Source organism: Pinirhizobacter sp., assembly GCF_035317885.1.
Classification (GTDB): domain Bacteria; phylum Pseudomonadota; class Gammaproteobacteria; order Xanthomonadales; family Rhodanobacteraceae; genus Pinirhizobacter.
Genome location: NZ_DATHFX010000069.1, coordinates 1 through 2,814, shown reverse-complemented (window position 1 = coordinate 2,814; position 2,814 = coordinate 1). Strand labels below are relative to the sequence as shown.

The following is a 2,814-nucleotide window of genomic DNA, read 5'->3' as shown; positions in this document are numbered from 1 at the left end:
TCGTGGCCGGAAATTCTCCGACGTGATCTACCGCACCCTGGGCGTGGCCGAGGTCGAAGACCAGCTCGCCGGCGTGAAGTGGCTGAAGTCCCAGCCGTGGGTGGACGGCAAGCGCATCGGCGTATTCGGCTGGAGCTACGGTGGCTACATGACCACCATGATGCTGGCGAAGGGCTCGAAGGAACTTGCCGGCGGCGTGGCGGTGGCCCCGGTGACCGACTGGAAGCTGTATGACACCTTCTACACCGAGCGCTACCTCGACCGCCCCCAGGACAATGCCGAGGGTTACAAGAAGAGCGCGCCGTTCGACTGGCTCGACGGCCTCACCTCGCCGCTGTACCTGGTGCACGGCATGGCCGATGACAACGTGCTGTTCCTCAATTCCACCGAGCTCATGGCGGCACTGCAAAAGCGCGGCACGCAGTTCCAGCTGATGACCTATCCCGGTGGCAAGCACGGCCTGGCCTTGCCCGGCCAGAAGGTGCACGTTTACCACCTGATCGCGAATTTCTTCGAGACCACGATCAAGAACGCCCACTAAACGCCCCACACGCTCCGCGCATGGATGACGGGCTATAGTGCCCGTCCGTTTCCTGGACATGCGCGGAGCGTGGGATGTCGGTAGCTGCCTATCCGGGCTTGCGGCACAGTTGGCCCATTGCCGTGATCGGCCTGGGCCTGTTCTGGCTGATCGTCGGCGTGGCGTTGACACCCAGCCCGACCAACGCCAGCTCGTGGTACCACAACGTGGTCACCGTGCTGCTGTTCCTGCCCGCCTTGTGGCTGGCGGTGCGCCATCGCGCATGGGTGGCCCGTTGCGTGCGCGATACCCCTGAGTTGATCCTGGTGGTGGCGCTATTGGCCTGGTCGTGCGCGTCGCTGGCGTGGGCGGGCGGTAGTCACGTCGCCGAACGGGTAAAGATCCCGCTGCAAGTGGCCGGTTTCCTGCTTGGATGGTTGTTCTGGGTGGCCGCCCGCGGCGAGGAAGCCGCACGCAACCTGTTGCGGCTGGCCGGATATGCCATGGCCGCCGGCGCGCTGGCGGCCATACTGGCCTTTCCCTATCGGCATACCGACTTCCCTGACCGGATCACCGGTTTTGCCATGCTCGATGGGCCCAATCTATCCGGATACGTGATGGGCGCGGTGGCCGTATGGCTGTTCCAGTTGCCGCCGGCGCGCCGCTGGGAACAAATCCTTTGGCTGCTGAGCCTGGGCTGCCTGCTGGCGTTCGCCGGGCTTACCTTGAGCCGCGGTACCTGGCTTGCCATTTTCGTGGTGATGCTGGTGATGCCGCTGTTCGATCGCAGCGTCAAGGGACTGGCCAGCAGCGCCCTGGCCGTGGCCGGAGGAGTGGTGGCCCTGGTACTGGGCCGGCAGATCCTCGAAGCCCGCGGGGTTTCGTACCGGCCGCAGATCTGGGAGCAGGCCCAGGCGATGATTCATGAACGGCCGTTCAGGGGTTTGGGTCTGGATACGCCGTATACGATCACTGTCGGCACGCAGTCGTGGACCCACAGTCACAACCTATTCACCAACCTCGCCATAGAACTAGGGGTGCCAGCGCTGCTTTGCTGGCTCGGCGCATGGTTGCTCCTGTTGCGTCGAGGATGGACCTACAGGCACGACCCGCTTGGACGCATCGTTCTGGGACTATGGGTGTTTTCCACCGTGGCCCTGCAACTGGATGGACCCGCCCTGTTGATGAGTCCCCGGCCGGAATGGCTGCTCACCTGGTTGCCGCTTGCCATTGGCGCGGCGCTGGCATTGCCATCCCCAACGGAACCGCAAGAACCTTCAAGTGATTCAAGTTAAATATTTATTTAATGACATGAAGTCGAAACTTCGTCATCATGCATGCAGGGCATGCTGACAACACGCATGGATGCGAGACCGGGAATTTAGGACCATTTAATGTCGGCAGTCGCACCCATTGGCCAATCCAGCACGCTCGCCTTCGATCCGGACAGGATCCCGGCGCCCTTGTTCGGTGCCCATGTGAATCTCCTGGGCTGGGATAACGGCGTGGGCTTGAGCCGCGACCTGCGGCTGCTCAACGAAGTGCTTTCCCAGGCTGGCTGCCGGGTCACGATGACGCTCTTCAAGCGCAGCCGCGCCCGTCCTTTCGGCCGATCGCACGTGATGCAAGTGCGCCGGGTGCTGCACTGGATGCAGAACAAGGTGCCTTCGCCCCAGTTCGACCTCAACATCATGGTCGAACACCTGCGGCCGGACTACATGCGCCTTGCCCGGCGCAATGTCTTCATCCCCAATCCCGAATGGTTCCCGCGCCGCCGCCTGCCGCAGTTGCAGGGCGTGGACACCGTGCTGTGCAAAACCCATCATGCGCAGTCGATTTTCAGCGACCTGGGTTGCGAAACGGCCCTGATCGGTTTCACCAACGCCGAACGCCTGCGCCGCCATGTCACCCGCCAGCGTGCGTTTTTCCACCTGGGCGGCCGCAGCCGGATGAAGGGTACCGACCGTTTGCTCGCCTTGTGGGAGCGCCACCCGGAATGGCCGCGGCTTACCGTGGTACAGCATCCGGACATCGCCGCCCGCGTGAGCACGGCCGCCAACGTCAATCACGTCGTCGATTACGTGGATGAAGAAGACCTCGTGCAGATGCAGAACGAGCACATTTTCCACCTGTGCCCGTCGGAAACCGAAGGATTCGGCCATTACCTGTGTGAGGCGCTGTGCGTGGGCGCCGTCACCATGACGCTCGACGCGGCGCCGATGAACGAGTTCGTCAACGCCGACCGCGGCATCCTGATCGACCATGACGGCACGGGCAAGCAAGGCCTGGCTACC

3 protein-coding genes are annotated in these 2,814 nt (G+C 63.1%); all 3 read left to right on the top strand.

The genetic code is table 11. The annotated features are described in order from the left end of the window. Positions 1-541 (top strand): S9 family peptidase (locus VK519_RS02160; RefSeq protein ID WP_324347224.1); only part of this gene is annotated, 541 nt, incomplete at its 5' end. A gap of 74 nt (positions 542-615) precedes the next feature. Continuing rightward, a complete protein-coding gene (locus tag VK519_RS02155) occupies positions 616-1,815 on the top strand; it encodes an O-antigen ligase family protein (protein ID WP_324347222.1) in 1,200 nt (399 codons plus the stop codon). Between the two features lie 99 nt (positions 1,816-1,914). Next, a partial coding sequence (locus VK519_RS02150) for a glycosyltransferase family protein (protein ID WP_324347220.1) occupies positions 1,915-2,814 on the top strand: 900 nt, incomplete at its 3' end.